Origin of the sequence: Nitrososphaera sp. (genome assembly GCF_013388945.1) — an archaeon.
Classification (GTDB): domain Archaea; phylum Thermoproteota; class Nitrososphaeria; order Nitrososphaerales; family Nitrososphaeraceae; genus Nitrososphaera.
Window position 1 is genome coordinate 111,687 of the sequence record NZ_JACAEH010000002.1, and the last position, 16,240, is coordinate 127,926.

The 16,240-nt window shown below is 54.7% G+C and carries 24 protein-coding genes; 14 read left to right on the forward strand and 10 right to left on the reverse strand.

Going from position 1 to position 16,240, the window contains the following annotated elements:
- Nucleotides 1-30 precede the first annotated feature (30 nt).
- Entirely contained in the window at nucleotides 31-651 is a 621-nt protein-coding gene (locus HXY31_RS01135; RefSeq protein WP_292638662.1) for a nitroreductase family protein, read from the forward strand.
- On the opposite strand, the gene HXY31_RS01140 is transcribed toward HXY31_RS01135, so the two are convergent.
- Entirely contained in the window at nucleotides 645-1,388 is a 744-nt protein-coding gene (locus HXY31_RS01140; protein WP_292638664.1) for a DUF432 domain-containing protein, read from the reverse strand. The genes HXY31_RS01135 and HXY31_RS01140 overlap by 7 nt on opposite strands.
- 81 nt (nucleotides 1,389-1,469) lie before the next feature.
- Between HXY31_RS01140 and HXY31_RS01145 the strand changes: the two genes are divergently transcribed.
- Complete coding sequence (locus tag HXY31_RS01145) at nucleotides 1,470-2,414, forward strand: mechanosensitive ion channel family protein (RefSeq protein WP_292638666.1); 945 nt, start codon at nucleotides 1,470-1,472, stop codon at nucleotides 2,412-2,414.
- Here the strand turns inward: HXY31_RS01145 and HXY31_RS01150 are convergent.
- Entirely contained in the window at nucleotides 2,411-3,277 is an 867-nt protein-coding gene (locus HXY31_RS01150) for a hypothetical protein (protein ID WP_292638668.1), read from the reverse strand. The genes HXY31_RS01145 and HXY31_RS01150 overlap by 4 nt on opposite strands.
- A 79-nt stretch (nucleotides 3,278-3,356) precedes the next feature.
- Here HXY31_RS01150 and HXY31_RS01155 point away from each other — a divergent pair, with 79 nt between their 5' ends.
- A complete protein-coding gene (locus HXY31_RS01155; RefSeq protein WP_292638671.1) occupies nucleotides 3,357-4,184 on the forward strand; it encodes an adenylate/guanylate cyclase domain-containing protein in 828 nt (275 codons plus the stop codon).
- Here HXY31_RS01155 and rpsI read toward each other — a convergent pair.
- The 4 genes from rpsI to HXY31_RS01175 are packed head-to-tail and all read right to left on the reverse strand — an operon-like array spanning nucleotide 4,181 to nucleotide 6,125.
- Entirely contained in the window at nucleotides 4,181-4,627 is a 447-nt protein-coding gene (rpsI, locus tag HXY31_RS01160) for a 30S ribosomal protein S9 (protein ID WP_292638674.1), read from the reverse strand. The two genes, HXY31_RS01155 and rpsI, sit on opposite strands and share 4 nt — an antisense overlap.
- A complete protein-coding gene (locus HXY31_RS01165; protein ID WP_292638677.1) occupies nucleotides 4,624-5,076 on the reverse strand; it encodes a 50S ribosomal protein L13 in 453 nt (150 codons plus the stop codon). The genes rpsI and HXY31_RS01165 overlap by 4 nt, the downstream gene beginning before the upstream one ends.
- The gene (locus HXY31_RS01170; RefSeq protein ID WP_292638680.1) at nucleotides 5,069-5,419 is read right to left on the reverse strand and encodes a 50S ribosomal protein L18e; all 351 of its coding nucleotides are present in this window, start codon (nucleotides 5,417-5,419) and stop codon (nucleotides 5,069-5,071) included. Before HXY31_RS01170 ends, HXY31_RS01165 begins: the two co-directional genes overlap by 8 nt.
- A gap of 49 nt (nucleotides 5,420-5,468) precedes the next feature.
- A complete protein-coding gene (locus HXY31_RS01175) occupies nucleotides 5,469-6,125 on the reverse strand; it encodes a DNA-directed RNA polymerase subunit D (RefSeq protein WP_292638681.1) in 657 nt (218 codons plus the stop codon).
- Between the two features lie 106 nt (nucleotides 6,126-6,231).
- Between HXY31_RS01175 and HXY31_RS01180 the strand changes: the two genes are divergently transcribed.
- The 8 genes from HXY31_RS01180 (at nucleotide 6,232) to HXY31_RS01215 (ending at nucleotide 10,976) form a co-directional block, all read left to right on the forward strand.
- Complete coding sequence (locus HXY31_RS01180) at nucleotides 6,232-6,918, forward strand: ribosome assembly factor SBDS (protein ID WP_292638684.1); 687 nt, start codon at nucleotides 6,232-6,234, stop codon at nucleotides 6,916-6,918.
- 100 nt (nucleotides 6,919-7,018) lie between these two features.
- Complete coding sequence (rrp4, locus tag HXY31_RS01185) at nucleotides 7,019-7,804, forward strand: exosome complex RNA-binding protein Rrp4 (RefSeq protein ID WP_292638687.1); 786 nt, start codon at nucleotides 7,019-7,021, stop codon at nucleotides 7,802-7,804.
- Entirely contained in the window at nucleotides 7,801-8,541 is a 741-nt protein-coding gene (gene rrp41, locus HXY31_RS01190) for an exosome complex exonuclease Rrp41 (RefSeq protein ID WP_292638690.1), read from the forward strand. Before rrp4 ends, rrp41 begins: the two co-directional genes overlap by 4 nt.
- Complete coding sequence (rrp42, locus tag HXY31_RS01195) at nucleotides 8,538-9,362, forward strand: exosome complex protein Rrp42 (RefSeq protein ID WP_292638692.1); 825 nt, start codon at nucleotides 8,538-8,540, stop codon at nucleotides 9,360-9,362. The genes rrp41 and rrp42 overlap by 4 nt, the downstream gene beginning before the upstream one ends.
- Nucleotides 9,352-9,585 (forward strand): transposase, encoded by a 234-nt coding sequence (locus HXY31_RS01200; RefSeq protein WP_292638694.1) that lies wholly within the window; start codon nucleotides 9,352-9,354, stop codon nucleotides 9,583-9,585. The genes rrp42 and HXY31_RS01200 overlap by 11 nt, the downstream gene beginning before the upstream one ends.
- On the forward strand, nucleotides 9,560-9,811 hold the full coding sequence (locus HXY31_RS01205) for a KEOPS complex subunit Pcc1 (RefSeq protein ID WP_292638695.1): 252 nt from the start codon (nucleotides 9,560-9,562) through the stop codon (nucleotides 9,809-9,811). The genes HXY31_RS01200 and HXY31_RS01205 overlap by 26 nt, the downstream gene beginning before the upstream one ends.
- Before the next feature lie 32 nt (nucleotides 9,812-9,843).
- Nucleotides 9,844-10,224 carry a prefoldin subunit beta gene (locus HXY31_RS01210; RefSeq protein WP_292638698.1) on the forward strand — a complete coding sequence of 127 codons (381 nt, stop codon included), beginning with the start codon at nucleotides 9,844-9,846 and terminating at the stop codon, nucleotides 10,222-10,224.
- A gap of 32 nt (nucleotides 10,225-10,256) precedes the next feature.
- Nucleotides 10,257-10,976, forward strand: coding sequence for an ERCC4 domain-containing protein (locus HXY31_RS01215; protein ID WP_292638701.1), 720 nt, complete (start codon nucleotides 10,257-10,259; stop codon nucleotides 10,974-10,976).
- Here HXY31_RS01215 and HXY31_RS01220 read toward each other — a convergent pair.
- Genes HXY31_RS01220 through HXY31_RS01230 form a run of 3 tightly spaced genes read right to left on the reverse strand, consistent with a single transcriptional unit; the run spans nucleotide 10,945 to nucleotide 12,674 of the window.
- Nucleotides 10,945-11,448, reverse strand: coding sequence for a PIN domain-containing protein (locus HXY31_RS01220; protein WP_292638704.1), 504 nt, complete (start codon nucleotides 11,446-11,448; stop codon nucleotides 10,945-10,947). The genes HXY31_RS01215 and HXY31_RS01220 overlap by 32 nt on opposite strands.
- Entirely contained in the window at nucleotides 11,438-12,250 is an 813-nt protein-coding gene (locus tag HXY31_RS01225) for an NAD(+)/NADH kinase (protein ID WP_292638707.1), read from the reverse strand. The genes HXY31_RS01220 and HXY31_RS01225 overlap by 11 nt, the downstream gene beginning before the upstream one ends.
- A gap of 37 nt (nucleotides 12,251-12,287) precedes the next feature.
- On the reverse strand, nucleotides 12,288-12,674 hold the full coding sequence (locus tag HXY31_RS01230) for a hypothetical protein (protein WP_292638709.1): 387 nt from the start codon (nucleotides 12,672-12,674) through the stop codon (nucleotides 12,288-12,290).
- A 98-nt stretch (nucleotides 12,675-12,772) separates the two neighbouring features.
- Here HXY31_RS01230 and HXY31_RS01235 point away from each other — a divergent pair, with 98 nt between their 5' ends.
- Both HXY31_RS01235 and HXY31_RS01240 read left to right on the forward strand, forming a co-directional pair.
- Nucleotides 12,773-13,624, forward strand: a complete 852-nt coding sequence (locus HXY31_RS01235; RefSeq protein ID WP_292638712.1) for a sulfurtransferase — start codon at nucleotides 12,773-12,775, stop codon at nucleotides 13,622-13,624.
- 24 nt (nucleotides 13,625-13,648) lie between these two features.
- The gene (locus HXY31_RS01240) at nucleotides 13,649-13,960 is read left to right on the forward strand and encodes a hypothetical protein (protein WP_292638714.1); all 312 of its coding nucleotides are present in this window, start codon (nucleotides 13,649-13,651) and stop codon (nucleotides 13,958-13,960) included.
- A 232-nt stretch (nucleotides 13,961-14,192) separates the two neighbouring features.
- On the opposite strand, the gene HXY31_RS01245 is transcribed toward HXY31_RS01240, so the two are convergent.
- Nucleotides 14,193-15,107, reverse strand: coding sequence for a TFIIB-type zinc ribbon-containing protein (locus HXY31_RS01245; RefSeq protein ID WP_366933054.1), 915 nt, complete (start codon nucleotides 15,105-15,107; stop codon nucleotides 14,193-14,195).
- Between the two features lie 161 nt (nucleotides 15,108-15,268).
- Between HXY31_RS01245 and HXY31_RS01250 the strand changes: the two genes are divergently transcribed.
- Nucleotides 15,269-15,520, forward strand: a complete 252-nt coding sequence (locus HXY31_RS01250; RefSeq protein WP_292638717.1) for a hypothetical protein — start codon at nucleotides 15,269-15,271, stop codon at nucleotides 15,518-15,520.
- The last annotated feature ends 720 nt before the right edge of the window (nucleotides 15,521-16,240 follow it).

Below are 16,240 nucleotides of genomic sequence, written 5' to 3' on the forward strand. Positions count from 1 at the left end.
TTTTCTTCCCTCGGGCTCCAAGGTAGGGTGATGTATCCATCAGATATTCTCTCACGCCTGTATTCCGGCGAGGAAAGCGACAAGCTGTACCCAAAAGAGGAGGCGCCGGAGCAGGTGGAAGGCGCGGAGGACGTGCTCCAGACCAACCTGTTCAACGTGATGCTGAACCGCAGGTCGCAGCGCAAGTTCGAGGACAGGCAGGTGGAGGACTGGAAGATGGAGATGATATTTGCCGCAGCCGACACGGCGCCAACTGCCGGCGGCTTTCAGGGGTTTGAGATATTCCACGTGAAAAACCCGGAGGTCAAGAAAAAGCTCGTAGATGCGGCAAACAAACAGCCGTACGTCAACGCGCCTGAAGTGCTCGTGTTCTGCATGAACCCTGAGAGGGTCAAGCTCAACTTTCCGCAGGAGATAATAAGAAAGTTCTCGGTGCAGGACGCCACGCTTGCTGCAGCATACGCGCAGCTTGCCGCCCACGCGCTTGAGCTCAGCTCGGTGTGGATAGGCATGATAGACGAAAAGAAGGTGATGGAAGCCCTTGGCACGGCGCTTGTCCCGTCGTCGATACTGTGCATTGGATACCCGCAAAAGATGCTCCAGCCAAAGCCAAAGCGGAACCTGGTCGACCTCATCCACGTGGTTCAGTAGCCGCCGTCCATCGAGAAGATGAGCGTGTCCTCGGTCTTCTTGGCGCTTGTCTTGTCGATGCGCTTGACTCTGGTGTCCATGAGCCTGACTGAGACAACGTCCTTGCCAAAAGCAGAGTCAAGCTGCATCTCGACGCTCCCCGGAACCCATGCGTCGTCGTTTCGGTGCTCGAGCACGACGTCGTCTATGGGGATTATTATCCTGCTGACTCTGATGACGTTGTTGATGTCGTTTGTGATGCGTATGCGCACCCTGGCTTCCTCGTACTGCTTTACTTCAAGGGCCGACTCTTCGGTGGCCGCATCCGCCTCCACGTACCTGCACACTACGCCTGCCTCCGGCGTGCCGTACAGCGCGTAGCGGGGCGGCGTGAGCGAAAACACGTCTATCAATAGTTCTTCGTCCTTGTGCTGCCTGTAGACGCCGATCTCTATGGGTATCTTGGAGTATAGCACCGCGACGCTTTTGTGGTCGACGATGACCGGCGACTTGAACTTTATGTAGACGTTCTTTGCGACTTCTCTTGGAACCCTTGTGGGCGGGTTTGGAAAGATGCCCAGGTGCGTCTCGCGGCTGTCTGTGACTATGAGCGAGTCGGAGACAAGCGCGCTTCCGTCATAGCGCCTGTACCTGAACGCGGTGCCTTCGCTTCCAAAGACTACCTTGTTACTGCCAAGTAGGATGGTTCTTTCTTCCATATCGCGCTTGAGCACGTGCCGTCCCAGGATCTCCTGCAAGGATCAGGATTGGTTGGCGGCATCGTTTGTAAATGTTTTGACCTTAAAACATAGATACTAGCGGTTGGTATCTCTGGTGTCGTGGCAGAACTCACGAACTCGACATCGATATTCGGGTTCCCTGGACAGGTCAACCTGTTTGGAGCAGAGGTAGCGCTCGACTCCATCATCCTCACTGTAATTGTAATTGTGGCCGGCTTTGCCATTGCGCACGGAGTCAGGCTCTTTACTACCCGGGTCATAGGTTCCAAGCTCCCGCACGACGCGCGCAAGAACCTGGGCAGAACGTTCTACTACGGCATTATTGCCATTGCCCTGCTGTCGGCTCTTGGAGTGTCCGGCCTGGACCTGTCCGGCGTGTTCCTTGCAGGTGGCATAGCGGGCATCGTGATAGGATTTGCGACCCAGTCGCTTGTCTCAAATCTTATCTCGGGAATATTCCTGCATTTTGACAAGCCCATGAAGGTGGGCGACCCTGTGCTGATAACCGGCAAGCTGCCTGACGTCGCTGGCGTCGTGGTAGAAGTGACCGCGCTTTCGGCGCGCTTTAGGATGTTCGACGGGACGTATGTCCGCATGCCAAATAGCGACGTGTTCCTGTCAGAAATACGCAACTTCTCCGGCGCTGTTGCAAGGCGCGTCGAGTTCAGCATAGGCGTCGCGTACAAGGAAGATACTGTCGAAGTCATCGACGTGATAAAAAACAGCCTGATGCGGACCCCGCTTGTACTCGTGGAGCCTGTGCCCGACCTCTATGTCAACAACCTTGGCGACTCGTCTGTCCAGATAAACGTCTGGTGCTGGGTGCCGTTTTCAGTGTGGTTTGACATGAAGAAGCAGCTTGTGGAGCAGGTAAAGCGCGAGCTGGACGCAAAGGGAATAGAGATACCGTTCCCCCAGCGCGTGCTGCACCTTCCCGGCCCTGCCAAGAAGAAGAAACCCAAGGGCGGCCCTGTAAGCCCAGAAAGCCTGGACAGGGGCACAAGCACGGGACTGCACATCGAAGAGTTTACAGACTCTGACTAGGCCTTGCGCGCCTTTCTGAGGGCGTCCGCTACCGCTTCAAGCTCTGCCGTCACCCTGTCCGCGTCGTCTTGCGGTATCTTTTTTGTCTCAAAGACGGCTTCGCGTTTGCTTGTCTTGCGGTTCTTTATCAGTTCTATGTCAAAATACGTGCAGACCCCCTCCTCGCCCTGCATGAGCCTGTTGTAGTCGATGCCAGCCGGCGCGGTCTGGTACAGCTCTATCATCAGGTCGTTCAGCTCTGCAAACAGCCGGTTCTTCTTCTCGCCCATGTCCTGGAACTCGGGGAACTGACCCTCGACTGCTTTTGCTTTCCTGTCGAGGTCGCCTGCAAGGGCCTCGTCTTCAAACATCTTTGTGAAAAGCTCCTGGAACTCCATGTCTGCAAAGCCCCGCCTTGCAAGCTCGTCGTGCAGTGCCTTGTCGACCTTGCCTGTCATGTCTGAAAATATCGCAGTCGCGCCCTCGGCAATCTTGGCGAGCTCCTTCTGGATTTCAACCACGCGCCTGTCTGCCTTGTAGTAGGGCAGCGCGTGGAACTGGACACCAAAGTAGCCTGAAATGTAGTACTTGCCGACGTCTTTGTTGAACTGGCAGAAGAGCCGGTGCAAGTCGTCGGTGTTGGAGCGCGATATCCCTGTCTTCATCCAGCCTTCGAGCTGGTTTTCAAGCCGCTGGTAAAAGTTCTGGACGTTCTGGGGGTCAAACGTGTCTGCCTGCGTGACAGTGCCGTCGCCCAGCATCGCGCTTGCCTTGCGCATCTCGATTGCTGGTTTTACCGACTCTAGGTAGCCTTGCTGTATCTTTTCAAACGCGGCGTTCACCTGGCTGCAGAAGTGGTCGCTTCCTTTGAGCGGTATCCTCATCCACCCAGCTGGCGCAAGACCCAGAATATATTCTCAATGACTTTAAATCTCAGCAGCGCGGATATCGAGAAGGCTGACCTTGCCGGAAGCCAAGAAGGACGACAAGAAGGAAGAAATGAAGGAGATAAAGCGCGACGACAGCACGAGCAAGTCGCTTGTCGGCATGATGATGGGCGGTTCTGAAAAAGGCACTGCAGTCGTAGATTCTGAAACGCTGGTCGCCCAGACGCAGGACAAGCTCTGGCGCGCGCTCAAGCGCAGGTATCAGTACGACTCGTCGCTCAAGCCCGGCCAGGACTATCTGCTGAACCACGTCAGCAGCAAGATCCCACTTGTCATAATGTACGCCGACCTGGTGGGCTCGACCAACATGAGCATGACTCTTCCTGTCGACAAACTCGTTACCATAATTCGCGCGTTTACGCAAGAGATATCGTCTGTTATAGAGAGCCACGGCGGCTTTGTGCTAAAGTACGTCGGCGACGCCGTGATAGCGTTCTTTCCTGCAAGCTACAACAGGCTTGCGGCCTGCGACAGGGCTGTACAGTGCGCACACTCGATGCTGACAGTCGTCAAGAACGGCATAAACCCCATCCTCAACCAATATGATTATCCCGAGCTTGGCGTCAAGATAGGCATGGACGTGGGCGAAAACGTCATCGTGCAGTACGGCCACGACAAGAGCTCGCCTATCGACATACTGGGATACTGCATGAACGTGGCGGCCAAGATAACGTCGCTCACGGCGCCAAACACGATATCTGTAGGCGAGGACGTGTACGAGCTGTTGCACCCGTCTGAAAAGGCACTGTTTTCCGAAATGAAGCTGAGCGCCGAAGCGTGGAAGTACCGGAACAGGATAACAGACAGGATGTACCGCGTCTACACCCTTTCAGGCAAGAACTAGCGGTACGATTTCTGCTTTCTGCGCCTTGCGCCAGGGCCACCGAACTTCTTTGACTCGGACTGCCTGTGGTCGCCTGCGAGAAGGTGGCGGTCGTACTCGGTCAGCTTTTTGCGTATCTCTTCCCTCACGCTCTTTGTGAACGGGTGGTCCTTGGGGTCCTTGCCGCCCTTCTCCTCGCCTGTGAGGGCGCGGGAAATAGCCACTGCGCTTGCAAAGGCCTGGCCCATGAATCCGCCGCCTGCTACCTTGACGTTGATGTCTATCTTGTTGCGCTGGTCGCCAATGAGCGTGAGCGGCGTCAGGACGAGCTCCTTTGCCACTTCTGGCTGCACCAGTTCTGCCGGTATGTTGTTTATCCTGACTTTGCCTGTGCCCTTGTTTATCGTGGCTACAGCCTTGCTCGTCTTTCTCTGGCCCGGATAAAGCTCTACCTTTGTGGTCATGCCGCTCCCTTCCATCCTATCTGCTTGGCGACATCGCCGATTGAAATGTAGTTGGCCTCAGGCCTTGTTATCTTGGAATCTTCAAAGCTCTGCATCTTGGCGCTCTTCATTTCCTCCGGGACCCCGATATATACTCTGAGGCGCCCAAATGCCTCTATGCCGTGGGTCTTTTGCTTTGGCACCATGCCCCTCACCATTTTGGTGAGCATCGTGTCGGGGCGCCTCGGGTGGAACGGGCCGTGAATCGGGTTTGTGACGGAGTTTATCTCGAGGTGTTCCTTGTACTGCTCGATTGTCTTGTAGCGGTTGCCAGAAAGCATCGCCTTCTCTGCGTTTACAATCGCAACCTTGTTGCCCTGCAGGAGAAGCTTTGAAACGTGCGAGCACATCCTGCCTGCGATGTGGTTTGTCGCATCCACAACTATTGTCTGCGGTTTTTTGTCAGCCAATTATGCGCACCCCTTTTCCTTCAGGATATTTCTTTATCAGGTCTTCCAGAGTGATTACCTTGCCGCCTGCTACTCCGACCTTTCTTGCGGCCGGCTCTGATATCGAAAACGCGCACACGGTGAGCTTGTGCCCGAGGCTTCCAGTGCCCAAAAGCTTGCCCGGCACCATGACTATTTCGTTTGCCTTTGTTACCTGCGCAAGCGTGCCGAGGTTGACCTCGCTCCTGTTGGACCTTGGGCCGGAGATGCGCCTCTCGAGGTCCTTCCAGATCGGGGCCTTGGATTTCTTGGCCGCGTTGCGAAGAGTCCACACGGTGTTATCAACTAGAGTGTTAGCGAACATACGTCTCTATACGCTCCTAATCAAAACTTGTATCCCCAAATAAACGTACCTAGGCGTTCTTGGGGATCTTGAGCGAGCCTATCACTTGCTTGAAGTTCTTGATCTTTGACTGCAGCCTTTCGGCGGCCTCTTTCAGGATCTCTTCTGCAGTGAGCGCGCCGTTTGATTCAAGCATCAGGATAATCTCGCTTTCGTCCTTGCCGTCCTTGACAACTGCCGCAGAAGTGGGCTGCCACTTGGCGTGCTGCTTGCCCGTTCCAAGCCTTGCATAGGCTTCAAACTTTAGTTTCTGGCTTGGCGCAAGCGCGATTATCGGTATGTCCTTGCTCACCGGTTTCACGGTCTCGTCCTCTGACACCAGCTCGCCTGACAGCACTTCCTTGCTCTTGTCAGTCGCTTCAGAGTCAAGAACCAGCAGCACCCTGCACTTTGAGCATCCAAGTGCACTGCCACAGTCGCACTCGTGGGGCATGACAAACCTGCCGGGGTCGGTGCGGAGCGGTATGAGCCCGAGGCGATGGGCCACTGCCTCGTCGTGCATGACAGACGAGTTTTCAAGCATCACAACATCATCGATTGCAAGCGTCGGTACCTCGCTTATGGCAAGCCTGCGCAGCGCGTTTACGTACTGCCTGGGAACGTTTGTAAACTTGACAACTATTCTTTCATCGGATTTTTCAACAACTTCAACCGTGGGAGAAGCCAATACCACGAAAGTTCGCCAAAACGTCCTTAAAAATCTACCGAAACTTGCAAAAATTATCTGGCATGGCTTGACACGCATAAATACAGCCGGAAGCAAATTACCGGAAATGACAGACAAGTTCACCATAGTCCGCCTCGCAGTTGAAGGCGACAAGTTCGAGCTACTGGTCAAGCCCGACCCGGCGCTGGAGTACAAGCTGGGCAAGAGGGCAGACATTTCATCGATTCTCGTGTCAGACGAGATATACTCTGACGCAAACAAGGGCTCCCGTGCATCCACGGAGAAGCTGATGAAGCACTTCAAGACCGCAGACCCGACGGAAGTGGCCAAGCAGATAATGGCAAGGGGCGAGCTCCACCTCACAACCGACCAGCGCCGCAAGATGGTGGAAGAAAAGCGCAAGCAGATAGTCGCCTACATTCACCAGAGCTTTGTCGACCCCAAGACGCACGTCCCACACCCTATCATGAGGATAGAGGCAGCGATGGAGCAGGCCCGGGTGAGCATAGACCCGCACAAGCGCGCAGAGGACCAGGCAAAGGACGTCGTGGACGCTCTCAGGGCAATCCTGCCATTAAAGTCCGAGATATCAAAGCTGATAGTGAGGGTCCCTCCGCAGTACGCGGGCCAGTCCTACAGCGTGATAAAATCCACAGGCGAGCTGAAGGGCGAGGAGTGGCTTGCCGACGGCTCTCTTAAAGTGACAATCGAGATGAACGCAGGCCTGAGGGGCACGTTCATAGACAGGCTCGGCTCGGTGACAAAGGGCACCGCCGAGGTCAAGGAAGGCTAGCTGCCAGTTAAAATATAAGTCAGACATTTGTACTGGCTAGCAAGGAGAGAAAAATGAGCAAGACGTTTTCCGACGGGGTTTATCCCGTGGTGAATTGACAATGAACGACATTCGCAGGAGATACGTTATACCAGGAGACAAGATAGCCGAAGGCAACTACCGGCCATTGATGAACGTGGTCAAGTCCGGCAACGCGCTCTACGCAACCCGTATAGGCATAGCAGAGACTGGCCGCGACGGCGCCAAGGTCATCCCGCTCTCGGGCGTCTACATACCGAGGGTGAACGACCTAGTTATTGGCAAGATAACCGACCACACGTCGCTTTCGTGGGAAGTCGACATCAACTCGTGCTTCTCTGCACACCTGCCGGCTTCAGACGTCTTTGGGCGGGACTTTTCGCCGGCCCGAGACGACATGAGCAAGCACCTCGCAGTGGGCGACATGATAACCGCACGGGTCGCTGCCTTTGACAGGACCCGAGACCCGATGCTGACGCTCCAGGACCGCGACCTTGGCAAAATACCAAGGGGCGAACTTTTGAAGATATCGCCCACGCGCGTCCCAAGGCTGATAGGCAAGCGCGGCTCGATGATACAGACAATCGAGCAGGCGACGCAGACGCGCGTCCTGATAGGCCAGAACGGCATAGTTGTGGTCACGGGCAGGACGCCTGAAGGCGTGGAGATGGCGGTGAAGGCTATACGCATGGTAGAGGAAGAAGCCCACACCGCAAACCTGACCCAGAGGATAAAGGTGCTTCTGAACGTTCCAGACGAGCCGCAAGGTGCGCCGGCGGCAAGCAACGAGGCGCAAAAAACTGCAGAACCAGCTGCAGCCCCTGCCGATCCGGCGGAGGGAGAACTGGAGGTTGAAAGTGAAAAATGACTCAAACAAGAAATCTGATAGATGAAAACGGCAAGAGGACGGACGGGCGCACGATTGACGAGCTGCGCCAGGTCAAGATAACCGTCGGCACGGTCAAAAACGCCGACGGCTCGGCCTTCATAGAGTTTGGCAAGAACAAGATAGTCGCAGCGGTGTACGGGCCAAGGGAAGTCCACCCCAAGCACCTTGCGCAGTCAGACCGGTGCGTCCTCAGGTGCAGGTACCACATGTCGCCCTTCTCCACTGACACGCGCAAGAACCCCGCGCCGTCAAGGAGGGAGGTAGAGATATCCAAGGTGATGCGCGAGGCGCTCGAGCCGGCGGTGATGCTTGAAGACTATCCACGCGCAGCAATAGACGTGTTTGTCGAAGTGCTGCAGTCAGACGGCGGCTCCAGGTGCGCAGGCATTACCGCAGCTTCAGTCGCACTTGCAGACGCGGGCATCAACATGCGCGACATTGTCGCCGCGTGCGCGGCAGGCAAGGTTGACGACAAGATTGTCCTTGACATCAACGACACCGAGGACAAGGAAGGAGGCGCAGACATGCCGGTGGCGTACATGCCTACCTTAGGCCAGATAACGCTGATGCAGCTTGACGGCAGGCTGTCGCCTGAGCAGTTCAACGAGTGCCTCGACAAGGCGCTTGTGGGCTGCAAGATGGTCTACGACATCCAGCGCCAGGCGCTGATGCAAAAGTACTTTGGAAACGAAACGGAGGTAAAGGAAGAACAATGAGCGTATCAAAGCGTTCTACGATAATAGTGGAGCACCTGCGCAGGCAGCAGATGCTTGACAACCTCGCAAAGGGCAGAAGGCTTGACGGCCGCGCCTTTGACGAGCAGCGCCCGCTCGAGATCGAAGTCGACGTCATAAAGAAGGCCAACGGCTCTGCACGCGTAAAGCTTGGCAACTCGGAAGTGATTGCAGGCGTCAAGGTCGAGACAGGCGAGCCGTTTGAGGGGCTGGAAGACAAGGGCGCCCTGATTGTGTCAGGCGAGGTCCTGCCGATAGCATCTCCTCACGTCGAGCCTGGCCCTCCCGACGAGGAAACGGTAGAGCTTGCAAGGGTTGTGGACAGGGGAATCCGCGAGTCGGAGATGGTCGACCTCGGCAAGCTCGTGCTTGTGCCTGGCAAAATAGTCTACACTATCTTTGTGGACTGCTCTATCGTCAACGCCGACGGCAACCTGTTTGACGCGACGTCGTACGCAGCTGTTTCTGCAATCCTGACTGCGAAGATACCGATCCTTGAAATGAAGGACGACAAGGTCGTGGACACCGGGAGCACCATGCCTATGCCAGTCACAACAGTCCCGGTCTCGATAACGCAGGTAAGGATTGGCGACGCGATACTGGTCGACCCTGCATCGGAAGAGGAAGGCTGCATGGACGCCAGGATAACAATAGACACCACGGACGAGGGCTACTGCGCGCTCCAGAAGGGGTTCACGGGCGGATTTTCTCCCGACCAGATAAGAAAGGCCGCCGAGACAGCAAGGATTAAAGGAGAGCAAGTACGGGCCAAAATAAAGGAGGCAACAGGATTTGGCAGGTAAGCGCAGTTCGACGGCCCTCAAGGGCCACGGCGTCAAGTTCGGCGCAACGGTGCGCAAGCGCTACGGCAAGGTCTACAGGACGCTCCACAAGAAGCGCAGGTGCCCGTCGTGCGGCTCGCTCAAGTTTTCCCGCATCGCGTCGGGGATATGGGAGTGCCCCAAGTGCAGCTACAAGATAGCATCGGGCGCATACGACATTGACGTCGAAAAGCTGCAAAGCTAAAGTAACCATCCGCGCCGGCAGGAAGGCGGGGGCTGTTTATTCCGCCCTTGCGCCTGACATGAAAAAACTGCAGGGGAAAAACGAGAGGCTCGACATTTCCCTGCAAAAACCTTTTATCGCTTTTTCAGTAGAGACTGACGACCTTGCGTCTTTCCGGGCAAACCTCAACTCGTACTTGCGGCTTGCCGACGCGTCGCTCAAGTGCATCGAGAACCCAACGCTATGATTTTATGTCAGTCAGGCTAACGTCATGCGAACATGAGTGAACAGGAACTCCCGCCGTGGCTCAAAGAGCAGGTATCGCGACTGCAGCAGCTCCAGCAGAACCTCCAGGCAATAATGATGCAAAAGCAGCAGATGGAGGTGGAAAGCGTGGAGACGGACCGCGCGCTTGAAGAGCTGAAAAAGGCCGGCGCGGACGACGCTGTTTACAAGGCTGCAGGCTCTGTCATGGTCAAGGCCAAAAAGGACGACGTAGTAAAGGAGCTTGAAGAAAAGAAGGAGCTTTCGGCCACGCGCGCCAAGGTCCTTGAAAAGCAGGAAGCCCGCGTGAAGGAGAACCTCAAGGAAGTCGAGAACAAGATAAACGAGATGATACGCGGAAGCCATGGCGCAGGGCCAAAGCCAAAGGCCGAGTGAAATAATATAGCCCGGGCGGGCCTAGCATTTTCGTGCCTGCGCGAATTGTAGTCGACGACCGGGAGCGCCCCAGTGGTGTTCCAGACTTTTTGCGCGCCGCAGGCGCTTCTGTAGATTTTGCGCAGCTTGCAGTCGGCGACTATGTCGTTTCGCCTGAAGTCGCAGTCGAGCGCAAGACCGTTCACGACCTTGTAAGCTCCATCTATGACGGCCGGCTCTACGTGCAGTGCTCGGAGCTTGTCAAGCACTATGCCAAGCCCGTAGTCGTGATACAGGGCGACATTGCAGTGCTCAAGGAGATCCCTGAAGACGTCGAGGAGGGAAAGGCAAGGAGGCTGGCAGAGCGCATGCCGCTTGCGCTTGAGGCGCTTGCCACCGTTGCGATGGAATTCCGGATACCTGTCATACACGCGCCGGACGCCGAGCAGACGGCCGCGCTCTTGCTTGCGATGGCAAACAAGGGGCTGCAAAACAAAGCATCGGGGCCACTTTTGAAAAAGATTCGGAAGGAAAACCCGTTCTACCTGCAGCAGCTGTCCGTACTGTCGTCGGTGCCCGGCGTCGGCGACAAGCTTGCAGCAAGGATGCTTGACAAGTTCAAGACGCCCCAGCGTGCCCTGACCGCAACAGCAGCAGAGCTTGCTACAATCCCGGGATTCGGGCTTGCTCGTGCGCAGCGCGTCCGCAAGGTGCTTGACACTATGGCAAAGCAGGACGCCGTCATGCAGAGGACTCTTTTTGAGGGCCCCTGATGACTTTGTACCTCCTTTTCAGCTTGTTGCCACACAGCGGGCATTCCGTCTCATTTGGTCCAAACGCCTTGCCGCAAGCGCTGCAGTACGAGATCCACTTCCTTGTTTCCTTGATGCCCTTGCCCGACGACGAGCTGACCTTGATTCCAAGAGTTGCGGCCACGTTTGCAAGCGCATAGTCGTCTGTTATGAGCATGCTTTCAAGCTGCATCGCAAGCGCCAGAACGGAAATGTCTGCTTCCGATAATTTCTGCAGGTCGCCGGTCTTTTCCGCGGCCTTTCTTGCCGCCTTTACGTGCCGGGGCTCGGGGTCGACCACTTTAAGGTTCCCTGCGTCAATCAGGCCTTCAAGGGCCGCGCTCTTGACATGCTTTATCTCGTCAAGCACCCTGCTTGTGGTGTAGCACTCTCTGCCAGAGAGAAAAGGCGTGCCGGCGTAAAAGGCGCTTGCGTCGAGGACCTCAGAAGCCAAGTTTTTCCAGCTGCCTCATTCCCTTCTTGTGGAGGCGCAAGAACCTGGCGTCCTGCCTGTAGCGGGAGATCCTTATCTTCTGGCCTGCCTCTACCTTAAAGCTCTCCTGCCCGTCCACTACGACGTACGACCTGTGCGTGCTCTTGACAAGGATGTCCTCGACCGGCACGACTATCTGCGGCAGTCTGTTCACCGGCGCGACCGGCGTCAGTATCAGGCAGTCCATTCCCTCGTGCAGAACGGGTCCTCCGACTGAAAGCGAGTGGCCGGTCGAGCCGGTAGGCGTGGAAATAAAGATGCCGTCCATCCTTGACGTTATCTCGTCGCCCATTATCTTGATGGTGTAGGTGGGCGTGCGGGTCAGGTCTGCCCTTGTTATCAATATCTCGTTTAAAGCCGGCGGGAACCTTGTCTTGCCAGAAGACGCCTGAATCCGAAGGCGCGAGTCGTAAAAGCCCCTTCCTGCAAGAATCTCGGCCACCGCGTTTTCCAGGTTTTTGGTGTCTATCTCTGAAAGGATGCCCCTGTGCCCGCCGATGTTTATTGAAAGTAATGGAACCTTGCCGGGCACCATCCGAAACGCCTTGAGCGTCGTGCCGTCGCCGCCTATTGCGACGACAAGGTCGGCCTGCTTTTCTATCTCTTCGGGCCTGACCGCTCTGCAGCCCCTTATCCTGAGCGGCGGCACCGCAAGCGCCACGACGCCGCCTGCAGAGAAAATACTTGCTATCTTTGTGGCCGCGGAGATAGCGTCGGCGTTCTTTCTCTTTGTGATTATCGCTACGCTGCGGATCTTGCCCATCCCGCACTGCTATCACATGGCGGGACTTAAAATGCCTTTAGTTGCGCCTGTACCTTGCCCCGACTGCTGCGGGGATGAGAAACGTGAGAGCGTAATAGACTAGGACGTCGAGGTCATAGTAGTCCTGTGCGCTGAATGCGCTGACCAGAAAGGCATAGTCAAATGCCACTGCAATTGCTGTCCAGGTCGAAGCCACGAGCAGGACGTATGAAACCGGCGCGCCTGTCTTGAGCCTTGAAAACGCGACATAGACTGTTACCGGAGCCATTATCGGCAGTACAATCAAGCCTATCATAGCTACTGGCACAAACGCAAACAGGATCATTCCTAAAGCATAGCCCATTGCCCAGAGGGCCGCCCCGGCACCGACAGTATCTGCAAGTTTCTTTCTGACGCCGCCTGCAACCTGCTGGCTGCCTTTCATGCTGTAACAGTCTGAAATCTGGTATATCTTGTGTGGGTGTGCTTTGCAATGCACCGCATCCCAACGATGTTTAATAACATGGGCAGCGCATTTCTCTCATGGCAGGCTACTCTCATCCCGAAGTGCTTTGCGAGACCGACTGGGTTGCGGCCAACATCAGCAACCCAAAGATAAGGATACTTGAAGTCGACTATGACCCTGAAAACTCGTACAGGCAGGGCCACGTCAAGGGCGCACACCTTGTCTGGTGGAAGCGCGACATAAACGATCCTGTAAGGCGGGACATCATCAGCAAGCAGCAGTTCGAGGCCCTGATGGGCAGGGTGGGCGCGACGCCCGACACCGAGCTTGTGATGTACGGCGACTTTAACAACTGGTTTGCCGCCTTTGCGTTCTGGGTTTTCCAGTACTACGGCCACAAAAAGATCAGGATAATGAACGGCGGCAGGAAAAAGTGGGAGCTTGAAAGGCGTGAATACACAAAGGACGAGCCTGCCGTCGCTCAAACAAAGTACGTGGCAAACCCCGCAGACGAGGGCGTGCGCGCCTACATGCCCGACGTGCGCAGGGCCCTTGATAAGATGGAGCAGACGGTGCTCGTCGACGTGAGGTCGCCAAAAGAGTTTTCAGGCGAGATAACGGCGCCTCCTGAATACCCGATGGAGCACGCCCAGCGCGGGGGCCACATACCCGGCGCAAAGAACATCCCCTGGGCGCAGGCAGTCAAGGACACGGACGGCACGTTCAAGAGCGCCGACGAATTAAAGGCACTGTACGAGGGCAAGGGCGTGACGCCAGACAAACACGTAATTGCGTACTGCAGGATAGGCGAGCGCTCGTCGCACAGCTGGTTCGTGCTGAAGTACCTGCTTGGCTACCCGTCGGTGCGAAACTACGACGGCTCGTGGACCGAGTGGGGCAACATGATAGGAAACCCGATAGAGAAATAAGCCCTCTCTTCCCTATTTTTGTACGTGCAGATAGACCCGTCGGACCTTGTGAAGAGGGGCGGCTTTTACTTCATCTACGACAGGCCGCCGCACTACGTCATGGAGGACAAGACAAAGCGCGGGCTTGAGGTGCGCGAGCACGTCGTTGACAAAAAGTACGGAGTCGAGTCTGACAGGGGCATGATATACGACATGGACGGCATCGGCCACAAGGTAGGGATAAGGTGGTTCTTCCCAAAGTCGCAGTACTCGCTTGAGCAGGTGACAGAAAAGGCCGAGGAGATGGACAAGCGCTACAGGGCGATTCGGGAAATGACCTGCCCAGACGATGAGTAATTATCTTTCGATTTTGTTGCTTAAGGAGATGGGGTTAGACCGGGGAGTAATAGTATATGCAACATTGGACAATAACTAGGAGGCTTTGAAATCGCTTCAGGGACTTACGTCGCCGAAGTACTCACGTTCTGTAGATTCTGGCCATGTGGAACCTAGTTCAATGTCGAGTTTGACCTCATCCCAGCTCCAGACATGGCAATTGAGATTGGAACGCCTTCACACCGCTTCCTGCTTAGGCATAAGCGACGGGGTGTTCTGTCGTCAGAGATTGTCTAAAGTCTTTCAACCTATTCCTGAGTGTTACTTCTGTCACGCCTGCAGCGTCGGCTAGGGTCCTTTGGTTAACGTGTTCGCCGTTTATCAGGCACGCCGTATAGAGAATTGATGCTGCAAATCCCATAGGGTTCTTGCCTGCTCGTTTCTCCTTTGCGGCATCATCCATAGTACGGATTGCCTGCCGCTTTGTCTTTTCGCTTAGACCTGCCTTGTTAGCTATTCTAACGATGCATAGTACAGGGTCTATCTCAGGTATCTTCAGGTCAAGTGCCAGCAGAATTATCCGGTACATTCTGGCCAAGTTATTTCTTTTGACACCGGTGTTTTCTGCGATATCCCTGAGAGATAGTGAACTCCCAAGTTCTCTACATGAAATGTATATACACGCGCCTAGAAGAGAGGAGATACTCCTTCCTCTTGCCAGCTTTTTCTCATTAGCTTTCCTATAGATGTAGGCGGTCTTCTCTACCATCGCGCTAGACAGATTGAGTCTAGTTTTCAACCTGTTAAGCTCGTCAAAGGCTTTCTGAAGGTTCCTATCTGAAGAGGAATGGCTCATGCCCCTGCCGTCCCACGTCCTCCATCTGCCAATTGCAGAACGCACCATCGCGCTCAAAAGCGCCCCACGTGCGTCTGTGTTTTCCCTTCCGATGACTGTGGCGAGTCCCATGTCGTGCCGGGCCAGTGAGGCGGGGTCTCCCGTTCTGGTTCTATGAGTCGTTTCAGCACTAAAGTTGCGCCATTCAGCTCGTGTCTCCACAGTCTTATCTGACAATACCTGACCGCAGTTGCCACAGAAAGTCTCGCCAGATTCTGGGTCTGAGATCGCTACTGCCTTGGTGCATACCGAACACAGTGATGAGATTTGCATTACTATAACGGATAAACGGTACATATTAGTGAACGCACTATATAAAGAGGCGCAATCGTGTCTCTGTTCCTGTCGTCACCTTGACGGCTTTGCGTGATGTCGCCGGTATATCGACAAAATGTATCATGTTACCTTATATGCGTGAAAGGCATAACGACATCATGAACATTATTCAAAATGAAAATGAAGCCATCGTTGTCATTGCCAAAACATGCGGCTGCCAAGGCACCGGAAGTAAAGTTACCTATGCCTTTGTTGATCAGACACATGCACTCTGTCATGACAAGAAGGACATAATTCGAGCAGAGATCGAAGCCTGCAACCGCTTGCTAAAATATGCTGAAAAATCGGACAAGAAAGTAATTGAAAAAGAGCTCGCGGATCTGCGAATGGCACTAGATTTGATGTCGTGAGAGAGTTGGCACGTTCAAGCAGCGCAGGTCTGCGAAGCAGACCAATGGCGTTATTTTTTTGACCGAGATGAGGCTAAAGCGTACTATGGCGCCTATACTATTCGGTTGTGCTCTCTTAGAAGGCTCTTTTTGATAATGTCGATCAAATCGTGGAGCTCATGGTTGTCATTGAACTCATTTAGTTGAATCGGACGCAGGCCTAGTGACTCTAGCTCTGCCAGCAGGAAGGCGCGTTCGTGCGCTTGTGTGTCAATGTGTTCTATCGGCATGACCATACTACACCGTTCTACCATATAGGCTAGACCAATATGCGAAGATTGCGGTCTTGGATGCTACTCGATACTGGTGGCGCAAGGAATACGTGGCGCTTGATCGAAGCTGGAAGATTCTTAGATCCGGGATTGAAACATGCATAAAATATTTTGATAGGCTGAAGGCCCCTAGACTTGTTTCCCGTGGCAACTCCAACACGAGCCGCATTCGTACAGGTAAGTTGGGTCCTCGTCTTGCAGGAGGTGCACACGTCGTACTTTAACTTTGGGTCATCCCGCAAGAATTCATGCACGTACCTGATTGCCTTCACCCGTATATTACTTGAGACTTTTTCAAACCCGCATCAAACCAATACGATGTGTATTAGATAGAACCTATCGCTTTGCAGGGAGATTCAGATAGTTCTTACAGCACTCGTCTGAACAGAAGGCCAGATGACCTTTAACA